15 protein-coding genes are annotated in these 20,012 nt (G+C 65.5%); 7 read left to right on the plus strand and 8 right to left on the minus strand.

Annotation, left to right across the window (positions count from 1 at the left end; translation table 11 throughout):
• Positions 1-3: 3 nt before the first annotated feature.
• The 5 genes from ACT53M_RS17165 to putA all read right to left on the minus strand — a co-directional run bounded on the left by ACT53M_RS17165 (position 4) and on the right by putA (position 9,937).
• Positions 4-906, minus strand: a complete 903-nt coding sequence (locus ACT53M_RS17165) for a GNAT family N-acetyltransferase (protein ID WP_476234953.1) — start codon at positions 904-906, stop codon at positions 4-6.
• Positions 903-1,856, minus strand: coding sequence for a polysaccharide deacetylase family protein (locus ACT53M_RS17170; protein WP_476234955.1), 954 nt, complete (start codon positions 1,854-1,856; stop codon positions 903-905). The genes ACT53M_RS17165 and ACT53M_RS17170 overlap by 4 nt, the downstream gene beginning before the upstream one ends.
• Positions 1,857-1,952: 96 nt before the next feature.
• Complete coding sequence (locus ACT53M_RS17175; protein ID WP_476234956.1) at positions 1,953-4,748, minus strand: DUF3857 domain-containing protein; 2,796 nt, start codon at positions 4,746-4,748, stop codon at positions 1,953-1,955.
• A gap of 113 nt (positions 4,749-4,861) precedes the next feature.
• The gene (gene uvrC / locus ACT53M_RS17180) at positions 4,862-6,784 is read right to left on the minus strand and encodes an excinuclease ABC subunit UvrC (protein WP_476234957.1); all 1,923 of its coding nucleotides are present in this window, start codon (positions 6,782-6,784) and stop codon (positions 4,862-4,864) included.
• Positions 6,785-6,871: 87 nt separating this feature from the next.
• Positions 6,872-9,937, minus strand: a complete 3,066-nt coding sequence (putA, locus tag ACT53M_RS17185) for a bifunctional proline dehydrogenase/L-glutamate gamma-semialdehyde dehydrogenase PutA (RefSeq protein WP_476234959.1) — start codon at positions 9,935-9,937, stop codon at positions 6,872-6,874.
• A 121-nt stretch (positions 9,938-10,058) separates the two neighbouring features.
• Between putA and ACT53M_RS17190 the strand changes: the two genes are divergently transcribed.
• From ACT53M_RS17190 to ACT53M_RS17210, 5 genes are all read left to right on the plus strand, one after another.
• Positions 10,059-10,490, plus strand: a complete 432-nt coding sequence (locus ACT53M_RS17190) for a MaoC family dehydratase (protein ID WP_476235038.1) — start codon at positions 10,059-10,061, stop codon at positions 10,488-10,490.
• A gap of 47 nt (positions 10,491-10,537) precedes the next feature.
• Positions 10,538-11,713 (plus strand): acetyl-CoA C-acyltransferase, encoded by a 1,176-nt coding sequence (locus ACT53M_RS17195; protein WP_476234960.1) that lies wholly within the window; start codon positions 10,538-10,540, stop codon positions 11,711-11,713.
• Positions 11,714-11,754: 41 nt separating this feature from the next.
• Positions 11,755-12,246, plus strand: coding sequence for a DUF805 domain-containing protein (locus ACT53M_RS17200; RefSeq protein WP_476234961.1), 492 nt, complete (start codon positions 11,755-11,757; stop codon positions 12,244-12,246).
• A gap of 67 nt (positions 12,247-12,313) precedes the next feature.
• Entirely contained in the window at positions 12,314-12,808 is a 495-nt protein-coding gene (locus tag ACT53M_RS17205; protein ID WP_476234962.1) for a pyridoxamine 5'-phosphate oxidase family protein, read from the plus strand.
• Between the two features lie 31 nt (positions 12,809-12,839).
• A complete protein-coding gene (locus ACT53M_RS17210; protein WP_476227043.1) occupies positions 12,840-13,208 on the plus strand; it encodes a YkvA family protein in 369 nt (122 codons plus the stop codon).
• A gap of 88 nt (positions 13,209-13,296) precedes the next feature.
• On the opposite strand, the gene ACT53M_RS17215 is transcribed toward ACT53M_RS17210, so the two are convergent.
• Positions 13,297-14,529, minus strand: a complete 1,233-nt coding sequence (locus ACT53M_RS17215) for a polyhydroxyalkanoate depolymerase (protein ID WP_476234963.1) — start codon at positions 14,527-14,529, stop codon at positions 13,297-13,299.
• Between the two features lie 154 nt (positions 14,530-14,683).
• On the opposite strand from ACT53M_RS17215, the gene ACT53M_RS17220 reads away from it, so the two are divergent.
• Positions 14,684-16,462 carry an ABC transporter transmembrane domain-containing protein gene (locus ACT53M_RS17220; RefSeq protein WP_476234964.1) on the plus strand — a complete coding sequence of 593 codons (1,779 nt, stop codon included), beginning with the start codon at positions 14,684-14,686 and terminating at the stop codon, positions 16,460-16,462.
• Between the two features lie 94 nt (positions 16,463-16,556).
• Here ACT53M_RS17220 and ACT53M_RS17225 read toward each other — a convergent pair whose 3' ends face one another.
• Positions 16,557-18,170 carry an NAD(P)/FAD-dependent oxidoreductase gene (locus ACT53M_RS17225; protein ID WP_476234966.1) on the minus strand — a complete coding sequence of 538 codons (1,614 nt, stop codon included), beginning with the start codon at positions 18,168-18,170 and terminating at the stop codon, positions 16,557-16,559.
• 172 nt (positions 18,171-18,342) lie between these two features.
• On the opposite strand from ACT53M_RS17225, the gene ACT53M_RS17230 reads away from it, so the two are divergent.
• The gene (locus tag ACT53M_RS17230) at positions 18,343-19,500 is read left to right on the plus strand and encodes a saccharopine dehydrogenase family protein (RefSeq protein WP_476234968.1); all 1,158 of its coding nucleotides are present in this window, start codon (positions 18,343-18,345) and stop codon (positions 19,498-19,500) included.
• 6 nt (positions 19,501-19,506) lie between these two features.
• Here ACT53M_RS17230 and ACT53M_RS17235 read toward each other — a convergent pair whose 3' ends face one another.
• Positions 19,507-19,938, minus strand: a complete 432-nt coding sequence (locus ACT53M_RS17235) for a MarR family winged helix-turn-helix transcriptional regulator (protein ID WP_476234970.1) — start codon at positions 19,936-19,938, stop codon at positions 19,507-19,509.
• Positions 19,939-20,012: the final 74 nt, after the last annotated feature.

Raw genomic sequence — 20,012 nt, forward strand, 5'->3', positions numbered from 1 at the left:
GGCTCAGCCGCGGCGCAGGCGTTTTACCAGCCGTTCGACATGGAGCCGGTGGACGGTGGCCTTGGCGAGCGCGATGCCCATGTCGAACGCCGCCAGCCCCGCAATGGCGAGCCGGTTCGTCCAAGTCGACCGCAGCAACAGCAGGTCCACGCATGCCACGCCCATGCTCGCCATCTGGCGCTTGTGCTGCCCTTCGCCTTCGGTGAAATCGAACCAGGCGAAGCGGGCTTCGGCGAACAGGTCGCGCAGCGCCTCGAACTGCAACAGCGCACCGGGCGAAAGCGCCTCGAACGCCGGATCATGGCCGACATGCGCATAGAGCAGCGTGTCGCCTTCGGCCGGGCAATAGAGATAGGCGGCCGGCACCCCGTCCACATAGAGCAGCCAGGCGCGGACCGCATCCGCCGCCGCACCACGCCGCATTGCTTCGCGAAACGCCGGCGTTTCAGGAAGCCCGGCGTCGAGCAGGCGCTCCTGATAGGTTCGCGCGGAAATCCGGCGGGCGATCGGGTAGAACGTCTCCAGTTCGTCGGGCGTGCGGAAGCAGCGGACATCGCGCGTGCCGAGTTTCCTTGCCTTGCGGCGCAGCCCCTGCCGCGTATTGGCCGAAAGGCCCGACAGCCAAGTGTCGAAGCCTTGCTGCAGATCGATCGCATGGCGGGTATAATGCTGCCGCACAAAGGCGAGCATGCCACCGGACGCCGTGCAAAGCGCCGCCAGCCGTCCGGCAGGAAGCGACGTGACGACATAGCCATGCGCGTCGCGCGGGAGCGGCGGCAGCACCGGTAGTTCCCCGGCCCGCGCCTCAGCCCAGGTCAGCGGCACCCGCACCAGTCGCCGCCGCACCGTAAACAGCGTCCGCGCGCCGATCGCGAACTTCAGCGGCACGCTGCGCGCGGCATTCATGCGGCGCGCTCCTCCACCAGATTCGACCAGATCTGTTCTGCCTGGCGCAAGCCGGTACGCAGCAGGTTGGGGCCCAGCGGCATATCCGGCTGGCCCAGCGGCAGCTCAGGCCGGTCAGCGAAATGCACCGTCGGCAACATATCTCGCCGCGCCGCCAGCATCGCGCATAGAGCCTCGAAACGGCGGACGTGTACTGCGTTGGGTTTCGTGCCGGCGCGATTGGCAAGCTCAAAGCCGTGGCTGACCACCGTCACTGCTGCGTGGCGCGCGGCGACCGCGTGGTCGAGGGCCGCCTTCATCTCGCGCGCCGACAGCGCGCAAATCTGGAAATGGCGAAGTCCCGCGCCGCTGTCGATCAACGTGACCGGCACTTCGACGATCCCACGATATAGAACCGGCGCGATCTGCCGTGCCGGCAGACCGATAGCGCTGGGCCAGGGATGTTCGGAGCCATTGTGGCTCGAATCATATACGAAACCCTGTTCCGCCAGCGCCGTGAGCGTATCGTCGCTCGCCGCGTAGGCGCCGGAACGAAAGGCGATTGGCATCGGCGCCCCGGCGGCGACCAGCAGCTCGGTGGCGCCGCGCAACAGCGCACGCTGCTCCTCCAGATCATAATCGGTCAGCAGGTCGCGATCCGCCCCCTTTCTGCGGCTATCGGGGCAGGCACCGGCCCAGATCGGGTGGAGGTGAAGCTGCACTTCCTGTCCCGCAGACAGGATCGTCTCGACGATCCGTGTTATAGCTCCCAGTCCATGCGCCAGCGCAGGCATGGGATCGACGAAGAAGCAAGCCTTCAGGCCATGTCGCGCCAGTTGTTCTAGCTGCCACGAAACGCCCACCCCTGCCGGTTCCAGCGAGCACGCCGCAATGGTCTCCAGGTCGCATCCGGATGCGTGATGCCCCCACATCAGCTCGGTATCGATCGTCAGGAAAACATGGGTTGGCACGCAGGCATTTCTCCGGTCCTCCCGCAAGCATGCGAAAGTATTCAGGGGTTGTGCCTGCTGCTTACACCGGCCGAAATGAAGAAATCGGAAAGCGCGTCAGGGCTTGATGCCCCAACGCGCATAATCGCTGTCGACCTCCGGATTCAGCAGTCGCGCATCGTGCAGATCCGCCGCAGCCTCGCTCTTCTTGCCCAGCCGCATTTCCACCACGCCCCGCATATAGCGGCTTGCCGATGAACCGGGACGCTGATCGATGGCTGCATTAAGGTCGGTCAGCGCGTCGCCGAGCCGGTTCATTCGGAAATAGACCATCGCCCGGCTGTCGAGCGGCACTGCCGTATTCTGCCCGCCCAACTCGATCGCGCGCGTACAGTTTTTCAGCGCCTCATCCAGCGCGAAGTTCATCGTTCCGGCGATCCAGCAGCGATTGTTGAGCAGACCGCCATCGTCAGGCTTGTCGGCGAGCGCCTTGTCGAGCGTGGCCAAGGCAGCATCCCGGTCGCCTGCATGCGACAGCACCGTCGCCTTCGCCGAAAGCATCGCCTGCAGATTCTCGCCACCCTCATCGATCTTCGGATCGATCAACGCCAGCGCGTCGTCCTTCTTGCCCGTATCTGCCATCAATTGGGTAAGGCGAGCAAGCAGCGCCACATTGCCAGGTTCCTGATCCCGTGCCGCCTGCAGATCGGCAATAGCACCGGCCTTGTCGCCCATCGCGGCACGTATCGAGGCGCGCGCGACGAGATATTCGGCACTTGCCTCAATTCCGATCGCCTTGTCGTAATCCGCCAAGGCCTGCTTGCGCTCGAAAATCTTCGACAGGAAGCGCGCGCGCGCCGCATAGCGCGCGGCCTCTTCAGGGCGTTCGGCGATATAGCTGGCATAACGTTGCAGCGTCACGTCATAGAGGTGCGCCTGCTTTGCAGCTTCCACGCCATGCCAGGGTCCGGGATAACCGACGTCGGTACGAATGCTGAGCTTCTGGTTGCGCAGTTCGGCAAGCTTCGCGCGAACAGCGGGCAGATCGGCAGGGGCGATCTCGGCACCGGTCTGCATGTCTTCAGTCTGGACGGTAAACGCACCGTCCTGCAACGAGAGCGAAGCGGAGATGTGGCCGCCCGGCTTGTCAATGTCCAGCGTCGGCTTTCCATCGATGGCGAAGCCCTTGCCCGCACCAGGCAACAATTCGGCCGTCTTCGACAAAACCTTCATCGCGTCGCCAGTCGCGATCGGCACGTCTTTCCAGATCGTGCGCGAACGGTCTGGCAACTTCATCCCTTCGGCCTGGAAGAGATCGTTGGTGTACCGGCGCTCCCGATATTTCCACTTCGGCGTGGTGATGCCGCTGAGACTGATCGTCGCAGTTCCGGCCTGATCGTCAAACGCGATGTCACCAGCGGTGACAATCGCGTCGCGATCCCCCGACGCCGAGGTAAACTGGCGGAATGCCTTGCGCAGCGTTTCCTTGTCTGCATTGGCCGCAAAGGCTTTCCACGCACCTACCGCAGCCCCCCGCACAACAACGGTCGTGTCGAACGGCGCGGGAATGTCGAGGCCGCCGCGTGCGTCGGCGCGCGAGTTGACTACCAGTTGCGGCCGCGCCGGTGCACGGTTGGGTGACGCTAGCAGCTGCGCCCCCTCTGCCCGTAGCGGCAGCACCCAGCGATAGGAAGGTACATCGCCCAGATCTTCATATTGTGTGCCGGTCGCGGTGCCTTCCAGCCACAATTGTTCACCACCGACCTTGGCCAGCACGAACACATGGTTGAACGCACCCGCCGAAGGCAGCCGCGCCGCGACCAGATCGCCCTGCCCCAGATTGGCCAAAGCCGGCTCCGCCTCAATCCCCAGTTCGTGCAGAATGGCGAGCAGCAGCAGCGTCTTCGCCTTGCAATCGCCATAGCGCAGCGACCAAGTATCCGCCGGCTTCTGCGGGACATAATTGCCGTTATTCATGCCGTTGAGCAGATAACGGACCTTTTCCTGCACCAGCGCCAGGGCCGCTGCGACGCGGTGGCGGGGGTCTTTTTCCGCTGCGGCGATCCTGGCGACTTCGGCTGCGAGCGAGCTGCCGGGGGCGATCAACCCGTCGGTGCGGTAGAGCGGCGCCATCACCTTCGATAGCGCAGCCCAGTCGGCGAAGGTGGATGCCTCGACCAGCGGCGGGCGGGAGAACCGGCCCGGCGCGTCGGGGGCAGCGTCGGGCTGGCGCGCCAGCGGCTGGTTGAACACCGCCTCGTGCCAGCCGCCATTGTCGCTTTCCGCCGGCGTGGCGCCGACCGGATAGGCTTTCCAGTGCACTGCCGCGCCGGTCGGCCAAAGCAGCCGCGTGCGGGCGAACCCCACCTTGACCGGTTGCGAAACGAGCGGCCCCCGCGCCTCGGCATTGCCCCCAAGCGTCGGATCCTTGACCGTTATCGAGGCGCGGACATCAAGCACGTCGCCAACCCGCAGCCCCTCAACCGCCAACGTGGCGGTAAGCGTGCCGTCGAGCATCATGTTCTCCAGCCCCTGCTCGCGCCGCAGAACGGTGAACGTCTTGCCTTTCAGCGCATCGATCCGGGTGCCGTCGCGCAGAATGTCGACGCCATGGACGATCAGATCGCCATGTGCCGGATTCCAGCTAAGCGTGATCGTCCCCGCCTTCGAGAGCGCATCCAGCGACGTAGGCCGCACCGCCTGCTCAAAATAGGACCAGCTGGCGCCGTCGCTGACCCGCGACTGACTGTCATAGACCAGCATCGCCGGCGAATCGTTGGTCAGTGTCTTGGTGTCTGGCGTGGGCGCGAGCTTCACCCAGCTCGGCACCGGCTGATACAGCGGCTTGTCCCCCGCATGGGCAATCCCCGCCGTGGAAAGCAACACGGCAACCAACGCACTACGCCTGACCATCAACCCATCCCCGAAACAATCCGCACGAAACCTAGCCGAATCCCGTTGCTGCTCAATAGGGTCGCGGACGATTTTAGGATCAGCTTTGGCGCTGTTTCGCGTCCCCGCGCCAGTCAGCTAGCATGATAAAAATCATAGACCTGCTGCGCCACCGCCGCCGATACGCCGGGCGCACGCTGCAGGTCTTCCAGGCTGGCGTTGCGTACCGCCCGGGCCGTGCCGAAATGCATCAGCAGCGCCTTCTTCCGGGCCGGGCCGATGCCGGGTACTTCGTCCAGCGGGCTCGCGCCGATCGCCTTGGCGCGCTTCTCGCGGTGCGCGCCGATCACGAAGCGGTGGACCTCGTCGCGCAGCCGCTGGAGATAGAAGAGCAAGGGCGAATTAACCGGCAGCATCCGCTCGGTCCCGTCCATCAGGTGGAAGACTTCCCGGCCATCCCTGCCATGGTGCGGCCCCTTGGCGACACCAACCATGCAGACATCCTCGATCCCCAATTCCTCCAGCACCGCCTTCGCCGCATTGAGCTGGCCGCGCCCGCCGTCGAGCAGCACCAGATCCGGCCAGTCGCCCTGCGTCCGATCAGGGTCTTCGTCCTGCGCGCGGGCGAAGCGGCGGGTCAGCACCTCGCGCATCATGCCATAATCGTCGCCGGCGATCGTTTCGGGCCGCTTGATGTTGAACTTGCGATACTGACTCTTGCGGAACCCATCCGGCCCGGCGACGACCATCGCGCCAACTGCGTTGGTGCCCTGGATATGGCTGTTGTCGTACACCTCGATCCGGTTCGGTGGCTCGGGCAGGTCGAACAGATCGGCCATCTCGCGGAGCAGCTTGGCCTGTGTCGTGCTTTCCGCCAGCCGCCGGTCGAGCGCCTCCTCGGCATTGCGCTTTGCCTGGTCGAGCAGGCGCCGCCTGGTGCCGCGTTGGGGCACCGACAGCGCCACCTTATGCCCGGCGCGTTCGCCCATCGCTTCGGCCAGCAGCTCGGCCTCGGGCAGGTCGCGGTCGACGAAGACATTCTTTGCCGGCGGCACGTCCTCATAAAACTGCATCAGGAAGGCGGCGAGCACTTCGTCCTCGGGCACCTCCTGCGTGTGCGTCGGGAAAAAGCTGCGATGCCCCCAGTTCTGGCCGCCGCGAATGAAGAATGCCTCGATCCCGATGACGCCCGACTTGCAGGCGAGCGCGAAGATATCGGCATCGCCCACGCCCTCGGCGTTGATCGCCTGACTGCCCTGAATGAAGGTCAAGGCCTTCAGCCGATCGCGCAGGATCGCCGCCAGCTCAAAGTCGAGCGCCTCCGCCGCTGTCTGCATCTGCTCGCCCAGCTTGGCCTGTACCTGGGTCGACTTGCCCTGCAGGAAGTCGCGCGCATCATCGACCAGTTCGGCATAGGCCTCGGGTTCAATCCGCCCCACGCAGGGCGCCGAGCAGCGGCGGATCTGGTAGAGCAGGCACGGCCGGTCGCGGCTGGCGAAGAAGCCGTCGGTGCAGCTCCGAAGCAGGAAAAGCTTCTGCAAGGCATTGAGCGTCTGGCGCACCTGCCCCGCGCCCGCGAACGGTCCGAAATAATCGCCCTTGAACCGCCGCGCGCCGCGATGGAGCTGGATGCGGGCATAGTCATGGTCGCGCCGCAACAGGATGAACGGGAAAGATTTGTCATCGCGCAACAGCACGTTGTACGGCGGGCGGTAGCGCTTGATCAGCTGCGCTTCGAGCAGCAGCGCTTCTGCCTCGTTGTTGGTGGTGACGATCATCATCGACCGCGTCTGCGCCACCATCCGCTGCAGCCGCTTCGACAGCCGCTGAACCTGGGTATAGTTTGTCACCCGGTTCTTCAGCGCCCGCGCCTTGCCAACATAGAGCACGTCGCCCCGCGCATCCTGCATCCGGTATACGCCGGGCCGGGCGGGCAGCGTTTGCAACACGTTACGGATCGCCGCGACCCCCGCCTCCAGATCGGGAGCGTCGGCGCCGCGCACCGCATAGGTCGCCTTTTCCTCGTTGAAACGGTCGGGGGAATTGGGTTCGTTCATTGCCGCCGATGTAGGCGCGCGGGCGCGCGATTGCCAAGCGATCGCGGGGACAGGGAGCGCGGCAGCCGCCGGCGCTCCCCTACCGCCTCAAATACCGCCTTCATCCAGGCTGAGCAGCGTCGCGTTGCCGCCGGCGCTGGTGGTATCAACCGACACCGCCCGCTCTGCGCAGAAGCGGTGGAGATAATGCGGCCCGCCCGCCTTCGGCCCTGTGCCCGACAGCCCCTCGCCGCCGAACGGCTGCGAGCCCACCACCGCACCGATCATCGATCGGTTGATGTACAGGTTGCCGACCCGCGCCTCCGCCTCGACCAGTTCAGCCGAGCGGGCGATGCGGCTGTGCAGCCCCATGGTGAGGCCGAAGCCCTTGGCGTTCACCCATGCCACCGTTTCGGCAAGCGTGCCGGCCTTCCAGGTGGCGACATGCAGAATCGGGCCGAACCATTCGCGCGTCAGGTCTTCCGGCCGATCGAGTCGGATCATCGTCGGCGGCACGAACAGGCCGGTGGCAGGCGCCGGCACGGTCTTCACCCACTGGCCCTTCATGCTCTCGCGATAGGCCATCAGCTTGTCATAGGCAGCCTGATCGATCACCGGGCCGACATCGGTGCGCGGATCGCCGGGATCGCCCAGCACCAGCAGGTCCATCGCGCCGCGCAGCATCTCGATCACGCCCTCGGCGATCTCCTCCTGCAGCAGCAGCAGGCGCAGCGCCGAGCAGCGCTGGCCGGCCGAGCGGAAGGACGAGGTGAGCACGTCCGCCACCACCTGTTCGGGGAGCGCGGTCGAATCGACGATCATCGCGTTGATGCCGCCTGTTTCCGCAATCAGCGGGACGAGCGGGCGGTCCTCGCCTTCCAGCAGCGCGGCCGCGATTTTCTTCGCGGTGGGCGTCGAGCCGGTGAAGGCAACGCCGGCGATGCGCGGGTCGGCCGTGAGCGCCGCGCCCACTTCCGGCCCGCCGGTCACCAGCTGCAGCACATCCGCCGGCACACCCGCCTGAACCGCGAGCCGCACGGCGGCGCGGGCGATTTCCGGCGTCTGCGGCGCGGGCTTGGCGACCACGGCGTTGCCCGCCACCAAAGCCGCGACGGTCTGGCCGAGGAAGATCGCCAGCGGGAAGTTCCACGGCGCGATCGACACCCACACGCCGCGCCCTTCCATGCGCAGCTCGTTGCGCTCGCCCGTCGGCCCGGGCAGCGCGATGGGTGCCAGGCCCGTGCGCGCCTGCATCGCATAATAACGGCAGAAATCGGCGGCTTCGCGGACCTCGCCGAGCGCGTCGGGGATGGTCTTGAAAGCTTCCTTCACCGCGAGCGCCATCAGTTCGATGCGGTTCTCCTCCAGCAAGTCGGCGAGGCGCTCGAGGATCGCGGCGCGGGTGGCCACGGGGGTGGCGGACCATGCCGGGAAGGCGGCCGAGGCGCGGTCGATGGCGGACCTTACCTCCCCGTCTGAGCCCCCCTTCCGCTTGCGGGAGGGGTCGGGGGAGGGGATGGCTGCAGCCGCGTCCGCTCTCGCCACGTCAGCCCCTCCCCTAGCCCCTCCCGCGAGCGGGAGGGGAACGTTCGGGACGGGCCGGGCAGCGATCGCCACCGCCGTCTCCGCCAACACCGTCCGCTCGGCGAGATCGATCCCGCCGGAATTCTTCCACGCGCCGAACAGCTCCACCGGCAGCGGAATGCTCGGATGCCGCGTACCGCCCACCGCCGCGATCTTCTCCACCGGATCGGCGAGCAGTTCTTCCTCGCTCAGATGCTCGTCGGCCAACTGATGCACGAAGCTGGAGTTCGCGCCATTCTCCAGCAGGCGGCGGACGAGATACGCCAGCAGGTCGCGGTGCCCGCCGACGGGCGCATAAATGCGGCAGTGATAGCCTTCCTCGTTGACCAGCCGCTCGTACAGGCCCTCCCCCATGCCGTGCAGGCGCTGGAACTCGAAGTCGCGCGAATCGCCCGCCCAGTCGAGGATCGTCGCCACCGTCAGCGCATTATGGCTGGCGAAGGCCGGGACGATGTTCTTCGCCGCCAGCATGTCGCGGGCGCAGGCGAGGTACGACACGTCGGTCGCGGCCTTGCGAGTGAACAGCGGATAGTCGGACAGCCCCTCTACCTGGGTGCGCTTGATTTCGCTGTCCCAATAGGCGCCCTTGACCAGCCGCACATGCATCGGCCGCCCCAGATCGTCTGCCCAGCCAATGACAGCACGGGCGCGTTTGCCATAGGCCTGCACTGCCATGCCGAAGCCGGTCCAGCCGCGCAGCTCCGGCCGGCGCGCGACCGATCCGATGATGTCGAGGCTCATCTCCAGCCGCTCGCTCTCTTCGGCGTCGACAGTCAGCGGAATGCCCTGCGCCGCCGATTCAGAGGCGAGCTGCGCCAGCATGTCGGTCAGCTCCGGCACGCAGCGATCATATTGCGCCACTTCATACCGCGGGTGAAGGGCCGAGAGCTTCACCGAAATCGAATGCCCCGCCTTGGGATCGCGCCCCACTGCCCGGATCGCCTCGAAATAGGCCTGGAAATAGCGTTCGGCATCGGCCTGGGTCCGCGCGGCCTCGCCCAGCATGTCGAAGCTGGCGGTGAAGCCCTTGTTCTCGGGCTTCTTCATCCGCTTCATCGCTTCGTCGATGGTGCGGCCCATCACGAAGACCTCGCCCATCATCTTCATCGCGGCGCCCACCGCCTGGCGCACGAAGGGCTCACCGGCCCGAGAGATCAGGCGGCGCAGCACGCCGGTCTTTTCGTCCCCCACCAGCGCGCGGCCCAGCATCAGGCCCCAGGTTGCCGAATTGACCAGCATCGAGTTCGACTTGCCCGAATGCGCCTTCCAGTCGGCATCGCCGATCTTGTCGGCGATCAGCAGGTCGGCGGTTTCCGGGTCGGGGACGCGCAGGAACGCCTCGGCCAGGCTGAGCAGCGCCACGCCCTCGGACGAGTTCAGCCGATATTCCTGCAGAAACTGGTTCACCCAGCCGCGATTTTGCGCCGCACGCAGATCCGCCAGCAACGCCAGGGCATGATCCATCACCCGCTCGCGCGACTCAGGGCTGAGTCGCGCGCGCTCCAACAGCGGTTTTAGAACATCGGGTTCGGCAGCTCGGTGCAGTTTTGCCAGCAATTCGCGGTAGGAGGACGTTACGTCAGTCGACATTTTCCAATTTCCGGTCGGTCAAGGCTTGCGGGAAACCCCTTCGCCTCACTAGATGATGGCTGCCTATGAAAGATAATTACGCGAGAGGATAGCCTTGGCAGCAACCGTGACACCGCAGCAGATGGCCGGGATGACCGGCACAGAGCGCGTGTCCGGTTGGGTCGAAGTGACTCAGGCGATGATCGATCAGTTCGCGCAGGCGACGGACGATCACCAGTTCATTCATGTCGATCCGGTGCGCGCCGCGGAAACGCCCTTCGGCGGCACGATCGCGCACGGCTTCCTGTCGCTGTCCCTGATGCCGATGCTGGCCGCCCGCACCGATACCCCGGTCGTCGAGGGCGCGCGGATGGGCGTGAACTATGGCGGCAACAAAGTTCGTTTCCTGACGCCGGTGCGCTCCGGCAAGCGCGTCCGCGGTCGGTTCACGCTGCTGAAGTTTTTCGAGCGCCATCCCGGCGTCTGGGAACAGGTGCAGGAATATGTCCTCGAGATCGAGGGTGAGGAGAAGCCCGCGCTGATCGCCGAGTGGATCGGGCTGGTTTACACATGAATTCCCCTCCCGCTTGCGGGAGGGGAGCGAAGAAGAAAGGACAGGAAATGCGCTCCGCAGTCATCGTTTCCACCGCCCGTACGGGCATCGGCCGCGCCTATCGCGGTGCGTTCAACGCCACGCCGGCGCCGACCCTCGGCAGCCATGCGATCAAGGCCGCGATCGAGCGTGCCGGAATCGAACCCGGCCAGGTCGACGACGTGGTGTTCGGCGCCGCGCTCCAGCAGGGCAGCCAGGCGCCCAACATCGCCCGTCTCGCGCTGCTCCGCGCCGGGTTGCCCGTCGAAGTGCCGGGCATGTCGATCGACCGCCAGTGCGCCTCGGGCCTGATGGCGATTGCTACGGCCGCCAAGCAGATCGTCGTCGACAACATGGACATCGCGCTGGGCGGTGGCGTCGAATCGATCAGCATCGTGCAGACTCCGGCGATGCGCGTCGAACCCGATCGCGAGCTGATCGCGATGCACAACGACACCTATATGCCGATGCTCCAGACCGCCGAAGTGGTCGCCGCGCGCTATGGCATCGGCCGCGATGTCTGCGACGCCTATGCGCTCCAGTCGCAGCAGCGCACCGCCGCCGCGCAGGCCGCAGGCAAGTTCGATCAGGAAATCGTGCCCGTCACGGCGACGATGAATGTCGTGAACAAGGAGACCAAGGAAGTCTCGCAGAAGCAAATCACGCTTGCCAAGGACGAGGGCAACCGCCCCGAGACGACGCTGGAAGGCCTGCAGGCGCTACAGCCGGTAGTGCCGAACGGCACCGTCACTGCGGGTAATGCCAGCCAGCTTTCGGACGGCTCCTCCGCTGCGGTGCTGATGGAGGAGAAGGTCGCCGAGAAGCGTGGCCTCACGCCGCTCGGCCGCTATGTCGGCATGGCGGTAGCGGGCACCAAGCCCGACGAAATGGGCATCGGCCCGATCTATGCCATCCCCCAACTGCTCGAACGCTTCAACCTGAAGATGGACGATATCGGCCTGTGGGAGCTGAACGAAGCCTTCGCGGTGCAGGTGCTCTATTGCCGCGACAAGCTCGGCATTCCGAATGAACTGCTCAACGTGAACGGCGGCGCGATCTCGATTGGCCATCCCTATGGCATGTCGGGCGCGCGGATGACCGGCCACGCGCTTATCGAGGGCAAGCGGCGCGGGGCGAAATATGTCGTCGTGACGATGTGCATCGGCGGCGGCATGGGCGCGGCCGGGCTGTTCGAAGTCCTCTAAGGGGTTGACCGAGGGGGGCCGGGCGCGGCACCCTCCCTTCGATGACGGCTGCCACTTATCGCGATGGCGTTTCGCTGCGGACCGGGCTCCGGGCCATCGCCAGGACTTTCGTGTTGCACGGACGCGCGACGCGGAGCGAATTGACCAGCGCGCTGATCCTGATCGTGATCGCCGAAGGGCTGCTGTTCCTGCTCATCCACCTCTTCCATCCGCCCACCGCGCTGGGGGTAACGACCTTCTGGCGTCGCGTGGCGGTGGAGCAGAGCCTGATGCTGGTGCTGATGCTGCCGATGATCGGTTTGATCTTCCGCCGTTTCCACGATCTGGGCTTGTCCGGCTGGCCGGGGCTGCTGATTGCAGCGCTCGCCATTGCCGGGCAGATCGAACAGGTGAAGGCCGCGCTGGGCGTATTTCCCGGCCTGCCGGCGCTGGCACTGATCGGCGAAGGCTGCGCGCTCATCCTCTTGGTCGCGCTATACTGGAGTCCGGTGATCGGGCCCAATCGCTACGGTCCGGACCCCCGCGCCAGCTGACGGTCACGGGGGAACGCCGGACCGGCCCTGCACGTTACCCGGAACAAGAAACTCCGGGAGACCCAGCATGGCCGACACTGCCGAACTGAAACAGCATTTCTGGGACAAGCTAAGCGGCAGTCCGTTCCTGATGGTCGGGTTGCAGGATGGCCAGCACAGTGAGCCGCTGACCGCGCAGCTGGACAAGGATCAGGTCGACACGCTGTACTTCTTCATCGGCAAGGACAACCGGATGGCCGCCGGCGGGAAGGCGATGGCGCAGTTCGTCGCCAAGGAGCATGATTTCTTCGCCTGCCTGGCGGGTACAGTCCGCATCGACAACGACTTCGCCATGATCGACAAGCTTTGGAACAAGCAGGCTGAGGCCTGGTTTACCGACGGCAAAAGCGATCCGAACCTCGCCCTGCTGCGTTTCGACATCGACGATGCTGAATTCTGGGAAAGCGATTTGTCCATCGCAGGTCGCGTGAAGATGCTGTTAGGCGGCACCATACGATCCGACGAGACGGGCAGCCACGCGCAAGTGCAAACCACTGCAGAATCCGCGTCCTCGGGCAATTGACCCGCGGCGCCGGGCGCGCGAAGCAGGCGCCATGGGACCATCGCTTGCTCACCGCGTCCGCACCGAGGCGCATGCCGTATGGCTGGCTATCCGCGATCCGCGAACGCCTTGGCCGGCGCGCGCCGTGGGGCTGTTGGTTGCCGCCTATGCGCTGTCGCCGATCGACCTGATACCCGACTTCATCCCCGTACTGGGCCTGGTGGACGACGCGATCCTGATTCCGTTGGGGATCTGGCTGTTCGAGCGGCTGGTCCCCCCGGAGCAGTTTGCAGAACATCGCATCGCGGCGGAGCGCGCCACCCAGCGACCGGTGAGCTGGGGCGGTATCCTGATCATCGTAGCGATCTGGGGACTGCTTGCCGTGCTGGCTTGGAACTGGCTGGTGACCAAGTTCGATTGATCTCGCAGCGTTTTTTCGCGGGATCGCGGATGGACTGCCTGTTCGCTTCCCGCTCAGCCAGCGGGAAGCAAAACAGGCGCCTACAGGATCAACCCTTGTGGGCTTCCATCCACTCGACCAGCACCGGAGCGATGCGGTTACGCCATTTTGAGCCGTTGAAGATGCCGTAATGGCCGACACCGGCGGCGAGGTGATACTGCTTATAGGCCTCGGGCAGATTGCGTGCGATGGTTAACGCTGCCTTGGTCTGGCCGATGCCGGAAATATCGTCGCGCTCGCCTTCGATCGCTAGAATGCCGATATCGGTGATGGCGCCCACGTCGACCGGGCGACCGCGATGGCGCATCTCGCCCTTGGGCAGGGCGTGCGACTGGAACACCACGTCGATCGTCTGGAGATAGAATTCGGCGGTCATGTCGCAGACCGAACGATATTCCTCGTAGAACTTCATGGTCGCTTCAGCACCCTCGTCATCGCCCTGAACGAGGTGCTTGAACATTTCCCAGTGTGAAATCAGGTGATTGCCCAAGTTCATCGTCATGAACCCGGCCAGCTGCAGAAAGCCCGGATACACGCGGCGGCCGGCGCCCGGATAAGTGAGCGGCACCGTCGCGATGACATTCTGCTCGAACCAGCTGAACGGGCGCTCGGTAGCCAGCGTGTTGACGGCGGTGGGCGCCTCGCGCGTGTCGATCGGGCCGCCCATCATGGTCAGCGTGCGCGGGCGGTTGGGATGCTTGTCCGCGCTCATCACCGCTGCCGCAGCATAGCAGGGCACCGACGGCTGGCACACCGCGAGCATGTGCGGCCGCGGATCGCCGTCGGCACCGATATGGGCGAGGAATTCGATCACATAATCGATATAATCGTCGAGGTCGAAACGGCCTTCCGACGTCGGCACCAGCTTGGCGTCGCGCCAGTCGGTGATGTACACATCAGCCACCGGCAGCATCCGCTCCACCGTGCCGCGCAGCAGCGTGGCATAATGGCCCGACATTGGCGCAACGATCAGCAGTTTCGGACCGCCCTCCACGCCCGCACGCACGAAGCGCTTGAGCTGGCCGAACGGCTTGCGCAGCACAATTTCTTCATGGACGTCGACCGTGTGGCCATCGATCACCGTATGATCGAGCGCAAATTCGGGCTTGCCGCGCGGCGCCGATGCGTGCGCGAACACTTCCAGCGCCGAGGCAAGCACCGGGCCGCCACCGAAATAGGCAAAGGGATTGGCCGGATTGTTCAGCAACCCGGCGCTAAAATTGGCAAGCGCACTGGCGCCCGCAAGCACCGAACGCTGGATTTCATAGGCGTCGTACAGCATCGCGATCCTTCCCCGCAGCCCCATCCCAACAGCGGGGTTTTGTTATGTCTCATATAGACCCCGCCGTTGTGCACCGCAACGTTGTACGCTTCCTTAATTGGGAGTCTCCGGAGGGTGTTTCCCTCCGCGCCGAACCGCGCTACTCGCTCCTGCCATGGCCGAACCGACCCCGCAGGCGCCCGCGCCGCGCAAGCTGAGCAGCCTCCTTCTGATCTGGGGCTTCACCCGCCGTTATCCGCTGCAGATCGCCATTGCGACGCTGGCATTGCTGACCTCGTCCGCCGCGACGCTGTGGATACCGCGCACGTTCAAGCAGATCGTCGACAATGGCTTTGCCGCCGGGGCCGACACCAGCAAGATCGGCGTCTATTTCCAGGGCCTGCTGGCCGTGATCCTGGTGCTGTCGCTGGCAACAGCGGTGCGGTTCTATTTCGTGTCCTGGGTTTCGGAAAAGACGATCGCCGATCTCCGCGTGGCGGTGCACCGCAATTTGCTGCGCCTGCCGCCGAAATGGTTTGAGGAAAACCGCCCATCGGAAATCGCCTCGCGGCTTACTTCGGATACGGCGATTGTCGAACAGGTGGTGGGGTCGACGGTTTCGATCGCGCTACGCAACTTCCTGACCGGGTTTGGCGGCGTGATCTATCTGTTCGCGCTGGCGCCGAAGATCGCCGCCTTTCTGGTGGTCGGCATTCCGCTCACCGTGCTGCCGATCGTGTGGCTGGGCGGCCGGGTGCGCCAGCTCTCGCGCTCGAGCCAGGACCGGATCGCCGACATTGGCGCCATCGCCTCCGAAACGCTGGGCGCGATGCGCATTGTCCAGGCATTCGGACAGGAAAGGCGCGAGGGGCAACGCTTTCAGGATGCAGTGACCCGCAGCTTCGCGGCCGCGAAGCAGCGGATCGCCTTGCGCGCGATCATGACAGCGCTGGTGATCGGCCTGTTGTTCACCGCGATCACGCTCATCATGTGGGATGCCGTTTCCGGCGTCGCGACGGGCCAGATTACCGGCGGCGCGATTACGGCCTTCGTTATCACAGCCGGTCTCGTTACCGGCTCGTTCGGGGCACTCACCGAAGTTTATGGCGACCTGCTCCGCGCATCGGGCGCGGCCGCCCGCCTGGCCGAGCTGCTGATGCAACAGCCCGATATCGGGGCGCCCGCCAACCCGGTCGCTCTTCCCAGCCCGGCCGAGGGGGCGATTGCGTTCGATTGCGTGACCTTCCGCTATCCCACCCGGCCGGAAGTGTCGGCACTCCAGGACTTCTCGCTGTTCGTGGCGCCGGGCGAAACAGTGGCGGTCGTCGGCCCTTCGGGCGCCGGCAAGTCGACCCTGTTCCAGCTGCTCCAGCGCTTCTACGATCCCGAAGCGGGCGAAATCCGCATCGACGGCGTAGCGCTCCCCAAAGCCGACCCCGCCGACATTCGCGCCCGCATGGCGATGGTGCCGCAGGAGACCGTGATCTTCGCCGCCAGCGCTCGCGACAATCTGCGCTACGGCGCCTGGGATGCCAGCGATGAGGCGATCTGGGCGGCCGCCGAGGCCGCCAATGCCGCCGATTTCCTGCGCGAGCTGCCGCAAGGGCTCGATACCTTCCTGGGGGAAGGCGGAGCGCGCCTCTCCGGTGGCCAGCGCCAGCGGATCGCGATCGCCCGCGCGCTGCTCCGCGACGCCCCGATCCTGTTGCTCGACGAAGCAACGAGCGCGCTGGACGCCGAAAGCGAGCGGCTGGTGCAGGACGCGCTGGAACATCTGATGCAGGGGCGCACCACGCTGGTCATCGCCCACCGCCTCGCCACCGTCCGCGCGGCAGGGCGGATCATCGTGATGGACGAAGGCCGCATCGTCGAGACCGGCACCCACGCCGAACTGGTCGCCAGGGGTGGGCTCTACGCCCGGCTCGCCGCCCTGCAGTTCCACGAGGCGGCGTAACGAACAAGAGCCATCGCCCCAGCGAAAGCTGGGGCCTCTCTGCAAGCGTTTGGCCCGTGGGCGGAGATCCCGGCTTTCGCCGAGATGGCGAGGTTCAAGCCGAACCCGCCAGGCTCTTCGCGACCGCCTCGGCAACCTTGATCCCGTCGATAGCGGCCGAAAGGATGCCACCGGCATAGCCCGCCCCCTCACCCGCCGGGAACAGCCGGCCGGTGTTGAGGCTCTGGAAATCGGCCCCGCGCGTGATCCGTATCGGCGAGGAGGTACGCGTCTCCACGCCCGTCATCACCGCGTCGGGATGGTCGTACCGGGCGATCTGGCGCCCGAACACCGGCAGCGCCTCGCGAAAGGCTTCGATCACGAAGCCCGGCAGGCACGCCGACAGGTCGGTCATCGTAACGCCGGGTTTGTAGCTGGGGACCACCTCGCCCAGCGCAGTCGAGGGTCGGCCGGCGAGCAGATCGCCGACAAGCTGCCCCGGCGCGTTGTAATTGGAACCGCCTGCGATGAATGCCGCATCTTCCCAGTGCCGCTGCAACGCGATTCCGTCCAGCGGCCCGTCGGGATAATCGCGCGCCGGATCGATCGCGACCACCAGCCCCGAATTGGCATTGAACTCGGCGCGCGAATATTGGCTCATGCCGTTCGTGACGACACGCCCCTCCTCGCTGGTCGCCGCAACCACCCGCCCGCCGGGGCACATGCAGAAGCTGTAGACCGTCCTACCGTTGGCGCAGTGGTGCGACAGCGCATAGGCCGCGGCGCCGAGATCGGGGTGCTTCGCGCATTTGCCGAACCGCGCCTGATCGATCCAGCTTTGCGGATGCTCGATCCGCACGCCGATTGAAAAGGGCTTTGCCTCGATATGCACGTCGCGCCGGTGCAGCATCTCGAAGGTCGGCCGCGCGCTGTGCCCAACTGCCAACACGACATGGTCCGCCTCCAGAAAACTGCCATCTTGCAAGTGCAGCCCGCGCACGTTGCGCTGTGCGTCCAGCTCGATCTCGTCGACACGCGTCTGCCAGCGATATTCGCCGCCCAGTTCCTCGATGGTGCGGCGCATGCTTTCGACCATCGTGACGAGGCGGAAGGTACCGATATGCGGGTGCGCCTGCCACAATATGTCGTCGGGCGCACCGGCCTTCACGAACTCCTCCAGCACCTTACGGCCGAGGAAGCGCGGATCCTTCACCCGGCAATAGAGCTTGCCGTCGGAAAAGGTGCCCGCCCCGCCTTCGCCGAACTGCACGTTCGAGTCCGGGTTCAACTCGGAACGTCGCCACAGGCCCCAGGTGTCCTTGGTCCGCTCGCGCACGATCTTGCCGCGGTCGAGGATGATCGGGCGAAAACCCATCTGCGCCAGGATTAGCCCGGCGAACAGCCCGCACGGCCCCGCCCCGATCACCACCGGCCGCAACCCCTGCCAGCCCTCCGGCGCCTGGAAAGGCTGGCGATAGGTCATGTCAGGGGTCCGGCGCACATCCTTGTCGCCGGCCAGCCGCGCCAGCACCTCGGCTTCGCCGTCCAGATCGACATCGACCGTATAGACGAGCTGGATCGCATTGCGCCGCCGCGCGTCATTCCCCCGCTTGAATACGGTAAAGCTGCGCACCGACGCCAGCTTCACCCCCAGCCGCGCCGCGATGGCGCCGGGCAGCGCATCGGCGGGATGATCGAGCGGGAGAGACAGTCCAGAAAGGCGAAGCATGGGGTACGGTGTTCCAGGGGTGAACGGGAAGCCCCCCATGTAGCTGCAAGGCCGCGGGCGGCAAGTGCCCAGGTTGAAGCTGGTACCCGCCCATAAACGGCGTTATGGGTATGCCGCTGGTACAGATATACGACCAACGATTGGAATGTCGGGTATCCAAGAGGAGAGGAAAATGGCCGAGTTCGACCTGATCGTTTATGGTGCCACCGGTTTTACCGGTCGGCTGGTCGCCGAATATCTCGCCGTCACCTATCCGGATGTCCGCTGGGCAATGGCCGGCCGCTCGCTGAGCAAGCTGCAGCAGGTGCGGGACGAAATCGGAGCTCCCGCCGATACCCCGCTGCTCACCGCCAATGCCGATGATCCCGCTGCGCTGGAAGCGCTGGTGGCGCGCGCTACGGTCGTCATCACCACCGTCGGCCCCTATCAACTCTATGGCGAAGCGCTGCTTGCCGCCTGCGCAAAAACCGGCACCGCCTATGTCGATCTGTGCGGGGAGCCCGCCTGGATGCGCCAGATGATCGACAAATATGACGCCGCCGCCAAGGCCAGCGGGGCACGGATCGTCTTTTCGTGCGGTTTCGACTCGGTGCCCTTCGACCTCGGCGTCTGGTCCGTGCAGCAGGAAGCGGCCAAGCGCTTCGGCAAGCCTGCGCCGCGCGTGAAGGGGCGCATCCGCGCGATGAAAGGAACCTTCTCGGGAGGGACCTTCGCCAGCGGCAAGGCAACCATGGCCGCCGCCGCACGCAATCCCTCGATCCTAAAGCTGATGGTCGATCCCTTCGCGCTCGCGCCCGGCTTCGATGGCCCGCACCAGCCGAACGGGATGCTTCCGCACCACGATGCAGCGGTCGATGCCTGGGTCGCGCCGTTCATGATGGCGGTGATCAACACCAAGAATGTCCATCGCAGTAACTTCCTGGCCGGCTTCCCCTATGGCCGCGACTTCCAATATGACGAGATGGTCATCGTCCCCGGCCTGGGTGAAGTCGGCAAGGCGGCAGCCGAAGCGATCGCCAAGTTCAATCCGATGACAGCCGACAAGGGGCCGGCTCCCGGCGAAGGCCCCAGCAAGGAAGAGCGCGACAACGGCTATTACGACCTCCTGTTTGTTGCAGAGGCCGCCGATGGCCAGTCGGTCCGCCTCAGCGTCAAAGGCGACCGCGACCCGGGCTATGGCTCGACCAGCAAGATGATCGCCGAAAGCGCGATGTGCCTGCTGCGCGACGTGCAAGGCGAAGGCGGCATCTGGACGGCGGGGGCGCTGATGCCCGCCGCACTGCAGGTGAGGCTGGAAGCGCATGCGGGGCTGACCTTTACCGTGGAGTGAGCGCCCTCACTCGCGCGCCAGCGAATCCCGGAGCGCCTGCGCCTCGCGGTTGAGCACGGCCAGGCGCTCCAACGAAAGGTCCGTCTTCTCCAGAACAGCCTCGCCCAGGCAACCGCATTCTTCGCGGATCGCTCGGCCGGCGTCGGTCAGGAACACCTGCACCTGCCGCTCGTCCGCCGGGTTGCGTTTGCGCGCTACCAGCCCGGCAGCTTCCAGCCGCTTCACCAGCGGCGTGATCGTGCTCGATTCGAGCGAAAGCCGCTCGGCAATCGCGCCCACGGTGCGGCCATCGGCTTCCCACAGCGCGTGCAGCACCAGATATTGCGGATAGGTGATGCCCAGCCGATCGAGGATAGGCTTGTAGATGCGCGTGATCGCCATGCTCGCGCTGTAGAGCGCGAAGCAGAGCTGACCGTCGAGCGGAAGCGGGGCTGGCATCGGCAAAACTCCTGCCCGCCAACCATGGCGGGACAGAACCTATATCGCGATACAGAATCCGCTGGACAAGGCCC

The organism is Sphingomonas sp. DMC6, assembly GCF_056314225.1.

Excerpts from the sequence above, each read along its gene's own strand:
- ACT53M_RS17165 (WP_476234953.1), bottom strand. The coding sequence starts at position 906 with ATGAATGCCGCGCGCAGCGTGCCGCTGAAGTTCGCGATCGGCGCGCGG.
- ACT53M_RS17175 (WP_476234956.1), bottom strand. The coding sequence starts at position 4,748 with ATGGTCAGGCGTAGTGCGTTGGTTGCCGTGTTGCTTTCCACGGCGGGG.
- uvrC (WP_476234957.1), bottom strand. The coding sequence starts at position 6,784 with ATGAACGAACCCAATTCCCCCGACCGTTTCAACGAGGAAAAGGCGACC.
- putA (WP_476234959.1), bottom strand. The coding sequence starts at position 9,937 with ATGTCGACTGACGTAACGTCCTCCTACCGCGAATTGCTGGCAAAACTG.
- ACT53M_RS17190 (WP_476235038.1), top strand. The coding sequence starts at position 10,059 with ATGGCCGGGATGACCGGCACAGAGCGCGTGTCCGGTTGGGTCGAAGTG.
- ACT53M_RS17195 (WP_476234960.1), top strand. The coding sequence starts at position 10,538 with ATGCGCTCCGCAGTCATCGTTTCCACCGCCCGTACGGGCATCGGCCGC.
- ACT53M_RS17200 (WP_476234961.1), top strand. The coding sequence starts at position 11,755 with ATGACGGCTGCCACTTATCGCGATGGCGTTTCGCTGCGGACCGGGCTC.
- ACT53M_RS17205 (WP_476234962.1), top strand. The coding sequence starts at position 12,314 with ATGGCCGACACTGCCGAACTGAAACAGCATTTCTGGGACAAGCTAAGC.
- ACT53M_RS17210 (WP_476227043.1), top strand. The coding sequence starts at position 12,840 with ATGGGACCATCGCTTGCTCACCGCGTCCGCACCGAGGCGCATGCCGTA.
- ACT53M_RS17215 (WP_476234963.1), bottom strand. The coding sequence starts at position 14,529 with ATGCTGTACGACGCCTATGAAATCCAGCGTTCGGTGCTTGCGGGCGCC.
- ACT53M_RS17220 (WP_476234964.1), top strand. The coding sequence starts at position 14,684 with ATGGCCGAACCGACCCCGCAGGCGCCCGCGCCGCGCAAGCTGAGCAGC.
- ACT53M_RS17225 (WP_476234966.1), bottom strand. The coding sequence starts at position 18,170 with ATGCTTCGCCTTTCTGGACTGTCTCTCCCGCTCGATCATCCCGCCGAT.
- ACT53M_RS17230 (WP_476234968.1), top strand. The coding sequence starts at position 18,343 with ATGGCCGAGTTCGACCTGATCGTTTATGGTGCCACCGGTTTTACCGGT.
- ACT53M_RS17235 (WP_476234970.1), bottom strand. The coding sequence starts at position 19,938 with ATGCCAGCCCCGCTTCCGCTCGACGGTCAGCTCTGCTTCGCGCTCTAC.